This window comes from Pseudomonas sp. St290 (genome assembly GCF_018325805.1).
Lineage (GTDB): Bacteria > Pseudomonadota > Gammaproteobacteria > Pseudomonadales > Pseudomonadaceae > Aquipseudomonas > Aquipseudomonas bijieensis.
Genome location: NZ_AP014703.1, coordinates 1268062 through 1285012, shown reverse-complemented (window position 1 = coordinate 1285012; position 16951 = coordinate 1268062). Strand labels below are relative to the sequence as shown.

Annotated in this window: 15 protein-coding genes; 1 reads left to right on the top strand and 14 read right to left on the bottom strand. The window is 62.6% G+C overall.

The genetic code is table 11. The annotated features are described in order from the left end of the window. Positions 1-23: 23 nt before the first annotated feature. Positions 24-812 carry a lipotoxin F family OmpA-related lipoprotein LptF gene (gene lptF, locus PBDP_RS05500; protein ID WP_109753723.1) on the top strand — a complete coding sequence of 263 codons (789 nt, stop codon included), beginning with the start codon at positions 24-26 and terminating at the stop codon, positions 810-812. 189 nt (positions 813-1001) lie between these two features. Here lptF and PBDP_RS05495 read toward each other — a convergent pair whose 3' ends face one another. From PBDP_RS05495 to PBDP_RS05430, 14 genes are all read right to left on the bottom strand, one after another. Further along, the gene (locus PBDP_RS05495; protein ID WP_045155163.1) at positions 1002-1331 is read right to left on the bottom strand and encodes a PA3694 family proteiin; all 330 of its coding nucleotides are present in this window, start codon (positions 1329-1331) and stop codon (positions 1002-1004) included. After that, positions 1328-2233 (bottom strand): alpha/beta hydrolase, encoded by a 906-nt coding sequence (locus PBDP_RS05490; protein ID WP_212801930.1) that lies wholly within the window; start codon positions 2231-2233, stop codon positions 1328-1330. The genes PBDP_RS05495 and PBDP_RS05490 overlap by 4 nt, the downstream gene beginning before the upstream one ends. Positions 2234-2388: 155 nt before the next feature. Further along, positions 2389-3666: a flavohemoglobin expression-modulating QEGLA motif protein gene (locus PBDP_RS05485; protein ID WP_109753678.1), complete on the bottom strand. Its 1278-nt coding sequence runs from the start codon at positions 3664-3666 to the stop codon at positions 2389-2391. 51 nt (positions 3667-3717) lie between these two features. After that, positions 3718-4272: a hypothetical protein gene (locus PBDP_RS05480; RefSeq protein WP_212801929.1), complete on the bottom strand. Its 555-nt coding sequence runs from the start codon at positions 4270-4272 to the stop codon at positions 3718-3720. Between the two features lie 191 nt (positions 4273-4463). Continuing rightward, the gene (locus tag PBDP_RS05475; protein WP_109753676.1) at positions 4464-5180 is read right to left on the bottom strand and encodes a TetR/AcrR family transcriptional regulator; all 717 of its coding nucleotides are present in this window, start codon (positions 5178-5180) and stop codon (positions 4464-4466) included. 100 nt (positions 5181-5280) lie between these two features. After that, positions 5281-6783, bottom strand: coding sequence for a lysine--tRNA ligase (gene lysS / locus PBDP_RS05470; RefSeq protein WP_212801928.1), 1503 nt, complete (start codon positions 6781-6783; stop codon positions 5281-5283). Positions 6784-6893: 110 nt separating this feature from the next. Continuing rightward, a protein-coding gene (prfB, locus tag PBDP_RS05465; protein ID WP_095963568.1) for a peptide chain release factor 2 occupies positions 6894-7989 on the bottom strand; the annotation gives its coding sequence in 2 pieces (ribosomal slippage) (positions 6894-7916 and positions 7918-7989; 1095 coding nt in all). 305 nt (positions 7990-8294) lie between these two features. After that, positions 8295-9296, bottom strand: coding sequence for a diguanylate cyclase domain-containing protein (locus tag PBDP_RS05460; protein WP_109753674.1), 1002 nt, complete (start codon positions 9294-9296; stop codon positions 8295-8297). Between the two features lie 45 nt (positions 9297-9341). Next, positions 9342-10352, bottom strand: a complete 1011-nt coding sequence (locus PBDP_RS05455) for a chemotaxis response regulator protein-glutamate methylesterase (RefSeq protein ID WP_212801927.1) — start codon at positions 10350-10352, stop codon at positions 9342-9344. Further along, positions 10349-12613: a hybrid sensor histidine kinase/response regulator gene (locus PBDP_RS05450; protein WP_109753672.1), complete on the bottom strand. Its 2265-nt coding sequence runs from the start codon at positions 12611-12613 to the stop codon at positions 10349-10351. The genes PBDP_RS05455 and PBDP_RS05450 overlap by 4 nt, the downstream gene beginning before the upstream one ends. Further along, positions 12610-13281, bottom strand: coding sequence for a chemotaxis protein CheW (locus tag PBDP_RS05445; protein WP_212801926.1), 672 nt, complete (start codon positions 13279-13281; stop codon positions 12610-12612). The genes PBDP_RS05450 and PBDP_RS05445 overlap by 4 nt, the downstream gene beginning before the upstream one ends. Continuing rightward, positions 13278-14543 (bottom strand): CheR family methyltransferase, encoded by a 1266-nt coding sequence (locus tag PBDP_RS05440; protein WP_109753670.1) that lies wholly within the window; start codon positions 14541-14543, stop codon positions 13278-13280. Before PBDP_RS05440 ends, PBDP_RS05445 begins: the two co-directional genes overlap by 4 nt. After that, complete coding sequence (locus PBDP_RS05435) at positions 14540-15076, bottom strand: chemotaxis protein CheW (RefSeq protein WP_116831543.1); 537 nt, start codon at positions 15074-15076, stop codon at positions 14540-14542. The genes PBDP_RS05440 and PBDP_RS05435 overlap by 4 nt, the downstream gene beginning before the upstream one ends. Next, a complete protein-coding gene (locus tag PBDP_RS05430; protein ID WP_109753668.1) occupies positions 15076-16698 on the bottom strand; it encodes a methyl-accepting chemotaxis protein in 1623 nt (540 codons plus the stop codon). Before PBDP_RS05430 ends, PBDP_RS05435 begins: the two co-directional genes overlap by 1 nt. Positions 16699-16951: the final 253 nt, after the last annotated feature.

Sequence of the window (16951 nt, the reverse complement as noted above, 5' to 3'; positions counted from 1 at the left end):
TGATAAAAGGACGACAGACTATGATGCACAAACACTTGATGATGCCCGCCCTGCTCGCTGCCTGCGTAGCCCTGGCCGCTTGCTCCCACGACCCGAACGCGAACCTGGAACAGGCTCGCACCAACTACAACGGTCTGCAGGCTGACCCGGCGGCAACGAAAGTGGCCGCATTGGAAACCAAAGACGCCGCCGACTTCCTGGCCAAGGCCGACAAGGCCTACCTGGACAAGGAAGACGAAGCCAAGGTCGACCAGTTGGCCTACCTGACCAACCAACGCGTTGAAGTGGCCAAGCAGACCATCGCCCTGCGCAACGCCGAAGCCGAGCTGAAAAACGCCGGTGACGAACGCGCCCGTGCCCTGCTCGATGCGCGTAATGCGCAGATCAAGCAATTGCAGGACAGCCTGAACGCCAAGCAGACCGAACGCGGTACGCTGGTGACCTTCGGTGACGTGCTGTTCGCCACCAACAAGTCCGACCTGCGCGCCAGCGGCATGACGAATGTGAGCAAACTGGCGCAGTTCCTCCAGGAAAACCCGGACCGCAAGGTGATCATCGAAGGCTACACCGACAGCACCGGTTCGGATTCCTACAACCAGTCGCTGTCCGAACGCCGCGCCAGTTCCGTGCAACTCGCGCTGGTGAAAATGGGCGTCGATCCGGCCCGTATCGTGACCCAGGGTTACGGCAAGGAATTCCCGGTGGCCGACAACACCAGTGTCTCGGGCCGTGCCATGAACCGTCGGGTGGAAGTGACCATTTCCAACGACAACCAGCCAGTGGCCCCGCGTTCGACCATGAGCGCCAACTGATCGGCTGAGTGCAACACAAAAGCCCCGTCTGAGTTAATCAGGCGGGGCTTTTTCATGCCCGCACACATTCTTCGAGCCAGCCATATTCCCTGTGGGAGCGAGCCTGCTCGCGATAGCGGTGGTTCAGTAAACACCTATACAGCTGACCTGCCGCCATCGCGAGCAGGCTCGCTCCCACAGGGGGGTTGCTTATGGCTGCAATTTTTGTGGCGTCTCCTGCCCCATGCAACGCACCGCGCGCTTCTTCTCGTTGATCAGCACGCCGGTCAGGCCTTTCTGTTCGGTGTCGAACAACACCAGCACGCCGTCGATGCACTGGGCCACCTGCGGCGCCGGTTCCAGGGCGACTTTGTAGTCCTCGCCCGGCACGGTCTTGAGCATGGTGAATTCATTGAGCAGCAACGCGTCCTCGGGTTTGGCGAAGTGCAGGTAGCCGTAGTACCAGAGCACCGCGACGGTGCCGAGGATGCTGCAGATACCGGTGATGATCAGGGGGATGGCGTTACGTTCTTCGCTCATTGCGGGCTCTCTGAAGATTCAACGGGTGATTTCGGATAATTCGGGACTTCGCCCAGGCGGCGCAGGCCGTCAAAGTGCTGGGGGTCGTCAAGGTAACGCAGCATCACTGTGCGCCAGACCGGGTCGGCGAATGTCTGCACATGTCCGCCGCGGGTCAATTGCAGGACCCGCGGCGGCGGCGCAGCTTGATACAGACGGATGCCGTTGGAAAGAGGCACGATGGGATCATCCAGGCTGTGGTAGATCAATTTCGGTACGCCGGTCAATTGCGCAACGGAGGCAATCGCGCTGTCACCGTCGGGCACCAGCCAGGACAGCGGCACCTGGAACGCCCAGGTCAGACACGAAGTGCTCAGGGCGAAACGCCCGACGTCGCGATAGCTGGCCGGCACGCCATCGAGCACCAGGGCCTTGAGCTGCCGTTGGCGCTGGGGATGCTCGACCAGATAATGCACCGCCAGCGCGCCGCCCAGGCTCTGGCCGAGCAGTACCAGTGGCCTGCCTTGGACATCAGGAGATTGATCGAGCCATTTGAACGCGGCGTCGATGTCCTGGTAAATCGCCGGCAGGCTCGGCTCGCCTTCGGACACGCCGTAACCACGGTAGTCGACCATCAACACCTGGTAACCACGCTCCGGCAACCACCAACTCCCACCCAGGTGCCAGGCCAGGTTGCCGCCATTGCCGTGCAGATGCAGCACCGTGCCCTTGACCTCCACGCCGGGTTTGACCGGCAGCCACCAACCACGCAGCTTGAGACCGTCGGCGGTGGTCAGGGTGACGTCGCGGTACTCGAGCTTGGCCCGCTCCGGGGTGAACGGCAGGCCGCGCTCGGGGTAGAACAGCAGGGAGCTGCAACCGCTCAGGGCCAGCAGCAGGCAAATGATGCCGAGGGTTCGCATCCGGTGAAGCCTCGCAAAATCAGAAGTTATAAACAGTCCCCCTGTGGGAGCGAGCCTGCTCGCGATAGCGGTCGGACATTCAACATCAATGTTGACTGGAACACCGCTATCGCGAGCAGGCTCGCTCCCACATCTTTAACCGCATCGCATTGTGTTCAAAGGATGTTGGAATAATCCGCTTCGATCCGATCCAGGCTCAGGTGGTTCAGGAAGTTGGAGAAACACATCCAGGCCGACAGCGCGTTCATGTCGCGAAACTGCTCGGGCAGGTACTTGGGCGGTACGACCAGGCCTTCGTCCACCAGTTGCCGCAACGTGCGCATGTCCTCAAGCGTGGTCTTGCCGCAGAACAGTAGTGGCACCTGTTCCAGCTTGCCCTTGCGCACGGCCAACTGAATGTAGTTGTAAACCATGATGAAGCCCTTGAGGTAGGACAAGTCTTTGGTGAATGGCAGCCCGGTCGGCACCGAGCCACGGAACACCCGGCTGGCGTTACCGTAGCTTTCAGCCATTTCAAAGCCCTGCTCGCGGAAGAACTCGAAGATCTGCAGGAAATCGGCCCCCTCCTCCACCATATGAATGGCGCGGGTGCGGTTGGTGAGTTTGCGCAGACGACTGGGGTAGGAGGCGAAAGTGATGATCTCCATCAGGATCGCCAGGCCTTCCTGAGTCACGGTGGATGAGGGCGGCCCCTTGGACAGGAAGGTGCAGATCGGTTGGTTCAGGCCGTTGAGGGTGGTGCCGACATGCACCAGCCCTTCGTGGACCTCCAGCGCCCGCACGTCACGCTCGTTGAACATCGCATCGGTGCGGATCTTGATGTAGTCCGCCCCCGCCGCCGCATCGGCCACGATGCCATCGGACTCGAACACGCGGATGGTTTCCTCGGCTTCGCCGAACACCCGGTTGAGCCGATGCTGCAGCAAGCTGACAGCGTCCTTGGCGGTGAGGATCTTCGGCTCGTCCTTCAGGTCGCCACGGCCATCGATGTTGTTCAGGTAGTCGGACAGCATCAACCCCAGGTCTGCCAGGGTCGGGTCGCCGGCGTGGAACGCATCGGAAGCCGCACCGTACAGCTCCTGGGAAATCAGCCCGAAATCCTCGGTGCCGCGCGCTTCGAGCATGCGCACCACCATGCGGTATTCCTTGCACATGCGCCGCATGATCTGGCCGACCGGGTTGAACTGCCCGAGTTGGCGGGTGATGTCACGCTCGATGTTCTGGAACTCCAGCTTCACCTTGCTGGAATCGAAGGACAACGGCCGGTTGAGGTAATAGTCGCGGTCCACGGCGGGCATTTCCTTGCCCTTGGCCTTGAGGAATCCCTTACGGATGCTGTCATCCCATTTCACCGCGTCGAGAATGCGAATCGGCGTTTGCGCCAGCACAATGCGATCGGACAAGGTGCGTATCGTCTGCTGGTAATCGTCCACCCGGAACTCCTGTGAAAAAACGTCCGCTTGTTGCTGTTATTGGGTTGTTGCTTATTGGGATTTGAGCAGCCGCTGGTAACGCACGGCCTCCGAGAACACATCGGAATTGGCCGGGTCGTCGAGGTAACTGAAGACCTTGTTCATGTCGCTGTCCACCAGCACGCCGTCGCCTTCTTCGCTCGGGTTCGGCTGGCCACTGAGGCGTTTCTGGTCGATGGCCTGGTTAATCTGCTCCAGGTCCAGGTTGTAGACCACCAGCTCCTGTTTATCGGTCAGTTCAAAACCGGCGATCACGAAATGCCCGCCATACCGTGCCGGCACCTTGGCCGACAGGTACCAGCGGCTGCCATGACGGGAGACGGTTAGCGGGATGGCTTCGCGCTCGTGGGGCCTGGCCCTGAAGTAGCTGATGGCCTGGTAGTGGTGTTTGCCGATCTCGGTCAACTCCAGGTTCAACGGCTCACCCCAGGCGTTGGTGCTGGTCCAGTGACCGAGCAAGCCCTTGGGCGCCGCTTCGCTCTCCGGCAACGGAGCCTTGAAGGACACCAGGCAGCCACTGAGCAGCAGCAACGACATGGCCAGTACGGCGGCACGCCAGGCTTTCATTGGAACTCCCTATGGCACAGGTTGCCTGTGTCCTCTGTGGCGAGGGGATTTATCCCCGTTGGGCTGCGAAGCAGCCCCCTTGCAGTCAGCTCAGTTAGCCAGATGTACCGAGTTGGCTGGTTTTGGGGCTGCTTTGCAGCCCAGCGGGGATAAATCCCCTCGCCACAGGGGCTGTGGTGAACCCATCGGGGTTACACCGACGCCAGTACCAGGTGCATGTAGCGGGTCAGGATACCGAGCATATCTTCATCGGCTACCGGCTCGGCGCCATTGAGCAAGCCCTGATATTCCATCCGTCCGATAATCGCCGTCAACACTTTGGCATCCTGTTGCGGCTCGCGGGAGCCTAATACCTGGAAAAACTGACACGTGCCGTGCAGCAAAATCTGCTGGTGGGAACGCACCAACTCCGCCAGGCGTGGGTTGAGCAGCGCTTCCTGGCGAAAGGCCTGTTCGGCCATCAGGTACTCGCGGCGACTGTCCAGTTGGTGCTGTACATAGTCAGCGGTCATCCGGGCGATGTCGTCCGCCAGTTGCGAGCGTGATTGGGCGCTGCCGTCACCGTAGGCGACCATTTCCCGCAGCAGGCCTTCGTTGTTGGTCCACAGCTTGGCCATGAATGCCGCACTGCGTTCCACGTACTGGGCAAAGGTGTCGGTGAGCAGGTCATCGATGTCCTTGAAATAGTACGTGGTGGCCGACAGCGGCACGCCGGCTTCGGCAGCCACGGCGCGATGGCGTACGGCTCGCACGCCATCGCGCACCACGATGCGCATGGCCGCGTCGAGAATTTCCTGGCGACGCTGCTCACTGCCCTGTCGGCTGGCCTTGCGGCCCTGGTACTGAACACTTTCAGCGACAGCCGTGGCGACGCCCGCTGCACCTTCTGAAGCCATTGCACGATTCACGACAGGTCTTCCTCTTTTTTTCAAAAGTAACCAATTGATACGTTTGTACCAGACAGGCAATAAAAAGCCGCCCTTCCAGGCGGCTTTTTAGTTGAAACACTTACGCTTGAGGCCGCATGTGCGGGAAGAGAATCACATCCCGGATCGACGGTGAGTTGGTCAACAACATCACCAGGCGATCGATGCCGATGCCTTCACCAGCGGTCGGCGGCATGCCGTACTCCAGGGCACGCACGAAGTCGGCATCGTAGTGCATGGCTTCGTCGTCGCCGGCGTCCTTGTCGGCCACCTGGGCCATGAAGCGCTCGGCCTGGTCTTCGGCATCGTTGAGCTCGGAGTAGGCATTGGCGATCTCGCGGCCACCGATGAACAGCTCGAAACGGTCGGTCACGCTAGGGTTCTCGTCGTTACGACGGGCCAGCGGCGACACTTCGAACGGGTACTGGGTGATGAAGTGCGGCTGTTCCAGCTTGTGCTCGACCAGCTCTTCGAAAATCATCACTTGCAGCTTGCCCAGGCCTTCGAAGCCGAGCACCTTGGCCCCGGCCTTCTTGGCGATGGTACGGGCCTTGTCGATGTCGTTCAGGTCAGCGGCGCTGATCTCGGGGTTGTACTTGAGAATCGAGTCGAACACCGACAGGCGCACGAACGGTTCGCCGAAGTGGAACACCTTGTCGCCATACGGCACGTCGGTGGTCCCGAGAACAAGCTGCGCCAGCTCGCGGAACAGCTCCTCGGTGAGGTCCATGTTGTCTTCGTAGTCGGCGTAGGCCTGGTAGAACTCGAGCATGGTGAACTCGGGGTTGTGCCGGGTCGAAACACCTTCGTTACGGAAGTTGCGGTTGATCTCGAAGACTTTCTCGAAGCCGCCGACAACCAGGCGCTTGAGGTACAGCTCCGGCGCGATACGCAGGAACATTTCCATGTCCAGGGCGTTGTGGTGGGTTTCGAACGGCTTGGCCGCCGCGCCACCGGGGATGGTCTGCAGCATCGGCGTCTCGACTTCCAGGAAGTCGCGCTTCATCAGGAAGCTGCGGATGTGGGCGATGACTTGCGAGCGCACGCGGAACGTCTGGCGCACGTCTTCGTTGACGATCAGGTCGACGTAGCGCTGGCGATAGCGCTGCTCGGTGTCGGTCAGGCCGTGGTGCTTGTCCGGTAGTGGGCGCAGGGACTTGGTCAGCAGGCGCACGCTGGTCATTTCGACGTACAGGTCACCCTTGCCGGAACGGGCCAGGGTACCTTCGGCGGCAATGATGTCACCCAGGTCCCAGGTCTTGACGGCGGCCAGGGTTTCTTCCGGCAGGGTCTTGCGGTTGACGTAGACCTGGATGCGCCCGGTCATGTCCTGGATCACCATGAACGAACCGCGATTGAGCATGATGCGACCGGCCACCTTGACTGGAATCGCCGCCTCGGCCAGCTCTTCCTTGGTCTTGTCCGCGTACGTCTTCTGCAAGACGTCGCAGTAGGCGTCGCGGCGGAAGTCGTTGGGGAAGGCCTGGCCCTTGGCACGCTCGGCAGCAAGCTTTTCCTTGCGCAGGGCGATCAGGGAGTTTTCTTCCTGTTGCAGGGCTTGCGGGTCGAGTTCTAGGTCGCTCATGTCTTTAAGGATTCCATCACAGGTTCGTTGCCCCCGGCCCCGGGGCCGGAGTTTGCGGGCGAGCCGCGCTCCCTGGTGGAAGCGTGCCTGCCCGCCGCATGGGTGTCGCGTTACAGCCCTTGTTTGAGGCTGGCGATCAGGTATTCATCGATATCGCCGTCGAGCACCTTGTCGCAATCGCTGCGTTCGATGCTGGTACGCAGGTCCTTGATCCGCGAGGCATCGAGCACGTACGAACGGATCTGGTGACCCCAGCCGATATCCGACTTGGTGTCTTCCAGCGCCTGGGACGCCGCATTGCGCTTCTGCACTTCCTGCTCGTACAGGCGGGCCCGCAGCATCTTCATCGCGGTGTCTTTGTTGGCGTGCTGGGAACGCTCGTTCTGGCAGCTGACCACGGTGTTGGTCGGTACGTGGGTAATCCGTACGGCCGAGTCGGTGGTGTTAACGTGCTGGCCACCGGCCCCGGAGGAGCGGTAGGTATCGATGCGCAGGTCCGCCGGGTTGATCTCGATCTCGATGTTGTCATCGATTTCCGGCGAGACGAACACCGCCGAGAACGAGGTATGGCGACGGTTGCCGGAGTCGAACGGGCTCTTGCGCACCAGGCGGTGCACGCCGATCTCGGTACGCAGCCAGCCAAAGGCATATTCGCCCTTGATGTGCACGGTGGCGCCCTTGATCCCGGCGACTTCACCGGCCGACAGCTCCATGATGGTGGCGTCGAAACCGCGTTTGTCAGCCCAGCGCAGGTACATGCGCAGCAGGATGTTGGCCCAGTCCTGGGCTTCGGTGCCGCCGGAACCGGCCTGGATATCCAGGTAGGCGTTGTTCATGTCCATCTCGCCGCTGAACATGCGACGGAATTCCAGCTTGGCGAGGTTCTCGTCAAGGCGTGTCAGCTCGGCGACGACATCGCCGACCGCGCCTTCATCGTTCTCTTCGACAGCCATGTCCAGCAGGTCGCGGCAATCGGCCAGGCCGCTGGACAGTTCATCCAGGGTCTCGACGATCTGCGCCAGCGCAGAACGCTCGCGGCCCAGTTCCTGGGCGTACGAAGGGTTGTTCCAGACATTCGGATCTTCAAGCTCGCGATTGACTTCGGTCAGGCGCTCATGCTTTTGATCGTAGTCAAAGATACCCCCGAATAGTTTCGGAGCGCTCGGACAGGTCCTTGATGGTGTTAAGGATCGGGTTGATTTCCATGGCGGGCAGCACTCGTTGGCGAACTTTTGAAAGCCGGCGAGTATAACGTAATCAAGCGCCAGCGGCAGCCCGCCTGGCGGCTTTAGGGGCAATGAGGTTCAGGGGGGATTCTGCACAATACCCCTGTGGCGAGGGGATTTATCCCCGCTGGGCTGCGAAGCAGCCCTAAAAACCCGACAACTCGGTGTGCCAGGCAAATTGAGTTGACTGTATTTGGGGCTGCTACGCAGCCCAGCGGGGATAAATCCCCTCGCCACAATAAGCCCCTCAGCCACAAAGGCGTTCCAGTCGACATCCAGGGTGATCTATTCAACCCCCACCCGATTGCGCCCACTGTGCTTGGCCACGTACAGCCCCTTGTCCGCCGCCGAGATCAATTGCCGGCTATCGCTACCCTGCTGTGGGGTAAAGGTCGAGACGCCGATGCTGATAGTCAGGTTCTCGCCGCCGTCGGGCGTGGCGTGGGGGATTTTCAGGGCGACGACGTTCTGGCGCAGTTTCTCGGCCATCAGCCGGGCGCCGCCAGGCGAGGTGCCGGGCAGTACCAAGGCAAACTCTTCGCCGCCGTAGCGGGCCGGCAAGTCGGACGGACGGCTGCACGCCTCGCGGATCGCCGTGGCGACCTTGCGCAAGGCTTCGTCGCCCTCCAGGTGACCGAAGTTGTCGTTGTAGGACTTGAAGTAATCCACGTCGATCATCAGCAGCGACAATTGACTCTGGTCGCGCATCGCCCTGCGCCATTCCAGCTCCAGGTACTCGTCGAAGTGCCGGCGATTGGACAGCCCGGTCAGGCCATCGGAGTTCATCAGGCGTTGCAGCACCAGGTTGGTGTCGAGCAGTTGCTGCTGGCTGACCCGCAGCGCGCGATAGGCCGCGTCGCGCTGCAACAGCATCATGTAGGAACGCGAGTGATAGCGGATGCGCGCCACCAGTTCGATGTTGTCCGGCAACTTGACCAGATAGTCGTTGGCCCCGGCGGCAAACGCCGCGCTCTTGACCAGCGGGTCCTCCTTGGTGGACAGGACGATGATCGGGATATCACGGGTGGCCGGATGGTTACGGTACTCGCGCACCAGGCTCAGGCCATCGAGGCCAGGCATCACCAAATCCTGGAGAATCACCGTCGGCTTGATGCGAACCGCGTGGGCGATGGCCTGGTGCGGGTCGGCGCAGAAGTGGAAGTCGATGTTTTCTTCATTCGACAGCCCGCGCCGCACCGCTTCGCCGATCATCGCCTGGTCGTCGACGAGCAAGACCATGGCGGCGTTCTCATCGCGCTTGAATTCGTCGAGCTGCAGATCATTCATGGTGGCTTACCTGAATACGGCCTGGGGCAAAGCTGGCGGGGTTCTTCATGGGGTAAAAATCTCCAACAACCGTGGCGCGATAGCGTCCAGGGCAAGAATATGGGCGGCGGCGTCGATGGCGGCGGCCGCTTTGGGCATCCCGTACACCGCACTGCTGCGCTGGTCCTGGGCGATGGTCACATAGCCCTGCTGGCGCATGAGTTTAAGCCCTTGTGCACCATCACGGCCCATGCCAGTGAGCAATACGCCCACCGCGTCGCCACTCCAGTACTGGGCGACACTGTCGAAAAACACGTCGATGGAGGGCCGGTAGATCTCGTTCACCGGCTCGGCGGTGTAGGCCAGGGTGCCATCCTTCAACAAACGCAAATGATGGTTGGTCCCGGCCAGCAACACGGTACCGCTCTGCGGTGTCTCGCCGTGCCGGGCCAGGCGCACCGTATGGCCCGATACACTGCCCAGCCACTCGGCCATGCCTGCGGCGAACACCTCGTCCACATGCTGGACCAGCACGATGGCCGGGGCAAAGTCACGCGGCAGCGCCTTGAGCAGCACCTCCAGCGCCGCCGGCCCGCCCGCGGACGATCCGATGGCCACCAGGCTCTTGCGCGACACTGCCGCACGCTGCGGCGCTGGCGCGGGTCGTTCACGCTTGTTGCGCTCACCGATCAGCCAGCCGATGTTGGTGATCTTGCGCAGCAACGGCGCCGCCGCGTCCGCCGGGTTACCGACGCCCAGGGCCGGGGTATCGACCACATCCAGCGCGCCATGGCCCATCGCCTCGAACACCCGGTGAACGTTCTGCTGGCTGTCACCAGTGACAATCACGATCGCACAGGGGCTGTCGGCCATGATCCGTCGGGTGGCCTCCACGCCATCCATGATCGGCATGAGCAAGTCCATCAGGATCAGGTCCGGGGTGTATTCGGCGCAGCGCTGCACCGCCTCGGCCCCGTTGCTGGCCACCCAGACCAGTTGATGCGCCGGCTCGAACGCCAGGGCGCGGCGCAGGGCCTCGACCGCCAGGGGCATGTCATTGACGATGGCGATCTTCAAGCGCGTGCCCCTCCGATCAATTCGACCACGGCGTCGAGCAAGGCGTCGTCATGGAAACTCGCCTTGGCCAGATAATAGTCGGCGCCAGCGTCCAGGCCACGGCGGCGATCTTCTTCGCGATCCTTGTAGGACACCACCATCACCGGTAGCGATTGCAAACGGTTGTCACGCCGCAACAGCGACACCAACTCGATACCGTCCATGCGCGGCATGTCGATGTCAGTGATCAGCAGATCGAAATCCTCCGAGCGCAAGGCGTTCCAGCCGTCCATGCCATCCACCGCCACGGCCACGTCGTAGCCGCGACCCCGCAACAACTTGCGCTGCAGCTCGCGCACGGTCAGGGAATCGTCCACCACCAGGATCCGCTTGCGCGGGGCCTGGGCCTGGTCCTGCCGGGCAATGCGTTCCAGGCGCCCGGTATCGAGCAACTTGTCCACCGAACGCAGCAGGTCTTCGACATCGACGATCAACACCACCGAGCCATCGTCGAGCAAGGCCCCGGAAGAAATGTCCTGGACCTTGCCCAGGCGTTCGTCCAAGGGCAAGACCACCAGGGTCCGCTCACCGATGAAGCGCTCCACCGCCACGCCGTAGATCGTCTCGCGCTCGCGGATCACCACGACCTTGAGGGTCTGGCCGTTGTTCTGCGTGGCCGGGCGATTGAGCAACTGGCTGGCGGCGACCAGCCCCACGTGCCGGCCTTCATGCCAGAAGTGCTGGCGGCCTTCGACCTGCACGATGTCTTCCGGCGCCAGGTCGCACATGCGTTCGATGTGGGCCAGGGGAAAGGCATACGCTTCATCGCCGACTTCCACCACCAGGCTGCGCACCACCGATAGCGTCAGCGGCACCTCGAGATGGAAACGACTGCCCTCGCCTGCCGCCTGCTCCAGCACCACCGCGCCGCGCAACTGCCGGACCATGTGCTGGACGGCGTCCAGGCCGACGCCGCGCCCGGACACTTCGGTGACGGTGTCGCGCAGGCTGAACCCGGGCAGGAACAGGAAGGTCAGCAGCTCCTCTTCGCTCAGGCTGGCGGCGGTTTGCTCAGGAGAAAGACCGCGCTCGACGATGCTGCGGCGCACCCGCTCCAGGTCCACCCCGGCGCCGTCGTCCGCCAGCTCCAACACCAGCAGACCGGCCTGATGAGAGGCGCGCAGGCGGATCAGGCCTTCGGCGGGCTTGCCGGCCAGCAGCCGTTGCTCCGGGGTTTCGATGCCATGGTCCACGGCGTTGCGCAACAAGTGGGTCAGCGGTGCTTCGAGCTTTTCCAGCACATCACGGTCGACCTGGGTTTTCTCGCCTTCAATCTCCAGGCGCACCTGTTTGCCCAGGCTGCGGCCCAGGTCACGGACCATTCGTGCCTGACCCGAAAGCACGTCGGCGAACGGCCGCATGCGACAGGCCAGTGCGGTGTCGTAGAGCACCTGCGCCCGCTGACTGGCCTGCCAGGCGAATTCATCCAGCTCGGCGGTTTTCTGCGCCAACAACTGCTGGGTTTCGGCGAGCAAGCGGCGGGCATCACCAAGGGCTTCCTGGGCTTGCAGGCTCAGGGGGTGAGCCTTGAGGTGCACGTTCAGCTCTTCAAGGGCGCGCAAGCCACTGCCTTGCTGGCGCTTGAGCCGTTGCAGCGTCGCCAGCCAGGGCTTGAGGCGCTGCGTCTCCACCAAGGACTTGCTCGACAGGTCGAGCAGACTGTTGAGGCGCTCAGCCGTGACCCGCAGGACCCGCTCGCCGCCTTCGGTGACCCGCTTGCGTTTCGGCGCCGGTTCCATTGCCTCGGGCGATGGCGCTTGCGACAGCTCGACGCGTACCGGCTCGACTGGCGTCTCGATGATCGGTGGCGCCACCGCCGGGACCTGTGGCGCGTTGGGATCGAGCAGACGCCCCATCAACGCCACGTAGGCATCGATGTCCGGGGCGCCGACGCTGTTGCCCGGGGTGGCGATGCGTGTCAGCAGGTCAGTGCCTTGCAGCAAGGCGTCGATATGTTCGGCGCCCAGCACCAGGCGCCGCTCCTGGGCGCTGACCAGGCAATCTTCCATCACATGGGCCACGCTGACCCCGGCGTCCACCCCGACAATACGCGCCGCGCCCTTGAGGGAATGCGCCGCACGCATGCACGATTCAAGATGATCGGCCTGGGTCGGATCGCGCTCCAGGGCCAGCAGGCCGGCGCTCAGCACCTGGACCTGGGCTTCGGCTTCCAGGCTGAACAGCTCCAGCAACGAGGTGTCGCGCATCTGATCGGGGGTCATGACAGGCTCCGGGCCACAGCGGACAGCAACTGTTCTTCATCCAGCCAGCGCAGACTGCGGCCCTTATAGGGCAGCACGCCCCGGGTGTACTTGGCCGCCGATTGCGAAGCACCCGCCAGGATGCGCTCATCGATGGCGTGGATGCCGTCCACCTCATCCACCGGCACCACCACTGGCCCGCCCTTGGCCGCGACAATCAACATGCGTGGCATCACCCGTGCGCCGGAAACTGCCGCCACGCCGGATTCCAGGTCCAACAGTTCCACCAGCGACAAGCAAGCCACCAGCGCCCCGCGCACGTTCGCCACGCCCAGCAAGGCCCGTGAACGCTGGTGAGGCAAGGAATGGATCGGCTGCAACGGCGCCACTTCCACCAGGCTGCGCGTCGTCAGGCCCAGCCATTCCTCGCCGAGGCGGAACATCAGCAGCGAGCGCGTGACAACATCGCTGTCTACCGGGGCAAGGGACAAATCCCGCTGATCGTGCGGCAAGGCATAACGGTCGAGCAGCCGGGTGGCGGCCGCCGAATACACTGAACAATTACGGCAGTGGATATGCTCGGCCAACAACGGACAGGATTTGTCGCCATGCACACCGATGCGATTCCAGCAGTCGTCGATTGCCTGGGCATCGTCATGGGTGACGGTGTAAGAAGCCGAACCGCTCATCGTTTGTGCTCACTGTCTGCCGTGCGCCCGCTGCGGGCGGCACGTTCCTGCAATCGACGGGCTCCGGCCGCGTCTCCCTGGGAAGCCAGCAGCGCCGCCAGATGCACCAGGGCCTCGGCGTGTTGCGGTTCAAGATAAAGCGCCTTGCGATAAAAACCCTGGGCTTCCAGCGCGCTGCCGGCCATGTCGCTGAGCAGGCCCAACCAATAGAACACCTGGGCGTTTGGCGCGTGGCTGCGCAAGTATTCTTCGCAAGTCGCACGGGCCTCGGCGCTTTTGCCGCCGTTGGCCAGGGCGGCGATATTGGCCAGCAAGGTCGCGGCATCGCTGCCTTTGGGCTCGGCAATCGGCGTCACGCTCGCCGCAAACGGTCGCGGCCGAATCACCGGCGGGACAACGCGCGACGGTGGCTGCCGAACCGGCAACGGGGTCGACATCAACGCCGGCACTGGCTGTGGCTCGGGAGCCCCCTGGCGGCTGAAAGCGAACGATTGAGCAATCCCGATCGAGCGCATGCCCAGTCGTCCCAGCAAGCTGCCCTCGGCAGGGCCGATAAACAGCACGCCGTCCTGATGGGTCAGGCGCTTGAGTACCTCGAACACTTGCTGTTGGGTCGGCTGGTCGAAATAGATCAGCAGGTTGCGACAGAACACAAAATCGTAAGGTGCCTCGTTCACCAGCAGGGCCGGATCCAGCAGGTTGCCCACTTGCAAGCGCACCTGTTCACGCACCCGTTCGCTGAGGCGGTAGCCCTCGTCTTCGGCGTCGAAATACCGCTCGCGAAAACCCAGCTCCGCACCACGAAAGGAATTCCTGCCGTAACGTGCCTCCTTGGCCCGCGCCACCGACAGCGGGCTGACGTCCAGGCCGTCCACCTTGAACTGATGTGGCCCCAGGCCGGCGTCGAGCAAGGCCATGGCAATAGAGTAAGGCTCTTCACCGGTGGAGCACGGCAAGCTGAGAATGCGCAGGGCCCGCAGGTGCTTGATCTCGGCCAGGCGCTTGACGGCCAGCCTGGCGAGGGTCGCGAAGGATTCGGGATAGCGGAAGAACCAGGTCTCCGGAACGATCACTGCTTCGATCAGCGCCTGCTGCTCCTGGGCCGAATGCTGCAGGCCCTGCCAATATTCATCGGCGGTACGCCCGGGCACGGCAATGATGCGCTGGCGCACGGCCCGCTCAATGATCGCGGTGCCGACGGAGGTCACATCCAGGCCGATGCGCTCCTTGAGAAAATCGAAAAACCGCTGGTCGTTGTTCATGGCAGAGCCTCGAGGTCATCGAGGTTCAGCGGCGACGCAGGAAACAGCAGCCCACGCACTGACTCATCGAGCAGGTCATTGACCCGTACCCATTGCAACAACCCATGGGCATCTTCGCGGACCGGACCGAGGTACGGCGCCTGCCGATTGTCCAGGCCGTAGGGTTTGAAATCGGTCGGGTCACAGCGCACGGTGTCGGTCGCCTGTTCCAGGATCAGGCCCAACACCTGTTCCGTTTGTTGTGCGTCGCACTGATAGCGCACCAGCACCAGTCGCGTGCTGGTCCTGGCCTCGGCACTCTGGCCAAAGGTCAGGGCGCACAGGTCGATCACCGGCACCACCGTCCCGCGCCAGGCAAACACCCCCGCCACCCAGGACGGCGCCCGGGCGATCGGCTTGAGGGGCAGGCGCGGCAGCACTTCCACCACATCGATGGCCTGCAGGGCATAACGCTCGCTGCCGATGCGGAACTCCAGGAACAACGTCTGGCGGGCCGTCGGTGCGGCACCACGCCGGGTCTCGAACTCGCCCATCAGACTTTGAAACGCGAGACGCCGCTGCGCAGCCCCACGGCGACCTGGCTCAGCTCGTCGATGGCGGAACTGGCCTGGCGCAGGGACTCCACGGTCTGGCTGCTGGCATCGCCCAGTTGCACCAGGGCGTGGTTGATCTGCTCAGCCCCCGTGGCCTGGGCCTGCATGCCCTCGTTGACCATCAACACCCGCGGCGCCAAGGCCTGGACCTGATGGATGATCTGCGACAGTTGCTCGCCGACCTGCTGCACTTCGGCCATGCCCCGGCGCACTTCTTCGGAGAACTTGTCCATGCCCATCACGCCGGCCGATACAGCGGACTGGATCTCGCGCACCATCTGCTCGATGTCATAGGTCGCCACGGCGGTCTGGTCGGCCAAGCGTCGGACTTCAGTCGCCACCACGGCGAAACCGCGACCGTACTCACCGGCCTTCTCGGCCTCGATGGCCGCGTTGAGGGACAGCAGGTTGGTCTGGTCGGCCACTTTGACGATGGTCACCACCACCTGGTTGATGTTGCCCGCCTTCTCGTTGAGGATCGCCAGTTTGGCGTTCACCAGGTCGGCGGCGCCCATCACCGAATGCATGGTTTCTTCCATGCGCGCCAAGCCTTGCTGGCCGGAACCGGCGGCCACCGAGGCCTGGTCGGCGGCGGTGGAGACTTCGGTCATGGTGCGCACCAGGTCGCGAGAGGTGGCGGCGATTTCCCGGGACGTCGCGCCGATCTCGGTGGTGGTCGCGGCGGTTTCGGTGGCCGTGGCCTGTTGCTGGCGCGAGGTGGCGGCGATCTCGGTGACCGAGGTGGTGACCTGCACCGACGAGCGTTGGGCCTGGGACACCAGTGAGGTCAGCTCGGCCATCATGTCGTTGAAGCCGGTTTCCACGGCACCGAACTCGTCTTTGCGCGCCAGGTTCAGGCGCCCGCTCAGGTCACCGCTGCGCATGATCTCGAGGATTTCGACGATACGGTTCATCGGCGCCATGATCGCGCGCATCAGCAACAGGCCACACAGTACAGCGATAATCAGCGCGACCAGGAACGACAGGCCCATGGCGACCTTGGCCGCCGTCACCGCATCACCGATGGTCTGGGTGGCGTCTTCCGCCAGTTCACGATTGCGCTCGATAATGTGATTCAGATGCCCGCGACCGCCGATCCATGCCGGCGTCAGCTCTTTATCCAGCGCCAGCCGGGCACCTTCGTAGTCCTTGCGCTGGTACAAGTCCAGGACCTTTGCCATGGCCTGGTTGAATGCCAGGTGATTGGCCTCGAACTCATCGAAAGAGGCCTGGTCGGCGGGGTTCTGGATCAGCTTTTGATAGTTCTGTATTTCTTCGCGCAGGTGCTGCTCGAAGCCCTGGTAGCGGGCCTTGTCCTCGGCGGTGATTTCCCGGTTCCCCGAGAGACCGACAATTTGCTGGGTCAAGACGTAGCTGTCGACCCAGCCACCGCGAATCATGGAACTGTAATACACCCCCGGCACCGCATCGGCCCGCACCTTTTCTTCACTGTCCTGGATCTTCAACAACCGTGAATAAGAGACCACCACCATCAGCAACATAATGGCGATGATCACCGCAAAACTCGCCAGGATGCGTTGGCGCAATGTCCAATTCTTCACAGTAAAACCTCGGGCACTTGAAAATGCTGGGGAGTATAGCCGAGGGCGGCGTCGCATCTGTATGGCGCTGTGGGGTGATTTTGGCGAGGCCGAAGTTCACCGTTTTCTCAAAATGAGCAATGCCCCCTTGTGGGAGCGAGCTTGCTCGCGATAGCGGTGTATCAGCCAATGATGCTGTGACTGACCGGGCGCCATCGCGAGCAAGCTCGCTCCCACAGGAAAATGCGTTGGATACAAGACTGTCAAACGACAC

Bases quoted from the DNA above. Each gene is read 5' to 3' on its own strand.
- PBDP_RS05495 (WP_045155163.1), bottom strand. From the start codon at position 1,331: ATGAGCGAAGAACGTAACGCCATCCCCCTGATCATCACCGGTATCTGC.
- PBDP_RS05480 (WP_212801929.1), bottom strand. From the start codon at position 4,272: ATGAAAGCCTGGCGTGCCGCCGTACTGGCCATGTCGTTGCTGCTGCTC.
- PBDP_RS05460 (WP_109753674.1), bottom strand. From the start codon at position 9,296: ATGAATGATCTGCAGCTCGACGAATTCAAGCGCGATGAGAACGCCGCC.
- lptF (WP_109753723.1), top strand. From the start codon at position 24: ATGCACAAACACTTGATGATGCCCGCCCTGCTCGCTGCCTGCGTAGCC.
- PBDP_RS05450 (WP_109753672.1), bottom strand. From the start codon at position 12,613: ATGACCCCCGATCAGATGCGCGACACCTCGTTGCTGGAGCTGTTCAGC.
- PBDP_RS05445 (WP_212801926.1), bottom strand. From the start codon at position 13,281: ATGAGCGGTTCGGCTTCTTACACCGTCACCCATGACGATGCCCAGGCA.
- PBDP_RS05490 (WP_212801930.1), bottom strand. From the start codon at position 2,233: ATGCGAACCCTCGGCATCATTTGCCTGCTGCTGGCCCTGAGCGGTTGC.
- PBDP_RS05435 (WP_116831543.1), bottom strand. From the start codon at position 15,076: ATGGGCGAGTTCGAGACCCGGCGTGGTGCCGCACCGACGGCCCGCCAG.
- lysS (WP_212801928.1), bottom strand. From the start codon at position 6,783: ATGAGCGACCTAGAACTCGACCCGCAAGCCCTGCAACAGGAAGAAAAC.
- PBDP_RS05440 (WP_109753670.1), bottom strand. From the start codon at position 14,543: ATGAACAACGACCAGCGGTTTTTCGATTTTCTCAAGGAGCGCATCGGC.